At 75.9% G+C, this 303-nt stretch carries 1 pseudogene; it reads left to right on the top strand.

The window, feature by feature from the left end:
• A pseudogene (locus OP04_RS55285) lies at positions 1-303 on the top strand (LuxR family transcriptional regulator); the annotation flags it as partial.

Here is a 303-nt window from a genome sequence, read left to right on the forward strand (position 1 = left end):
TGCTGGCCGCGCGCGGCACGCTGCAGGAGGCGGTGGAGACCGCGGTCGCCGGCGTGGAGCTGGCCGAGCAGCAGGCGATCTGGCAGCTCACCGTGCCGCTGCTGGGCACGCTGGTCCGGCTCAGCCTGCTCCGCGGTGACCTGCCGGCCGCCCGGCGGTTCGCGGAGAAGATGCGCGAACGGACCCGGACCGGGATCACGGCCGCGCCGGAGGACGTGCTCTGGCCGGAGGCGCTGCTCGCGTACCGGGAGGACGGCCCGGAACCGGCCGTGGCCCAGCTGCGCCCGCTCTACGAGTCGATCG

Origin of the sequence: Catenuloplanes japonicus (assembly GCF_000717135.1) — a bacterium.
GTDB lineage: Bacteria > Actinomycetota > Actinomycetes > Mycobacteriales > Micromonosporaceae > Catenuloplanes > Catenuloplanes japonicus.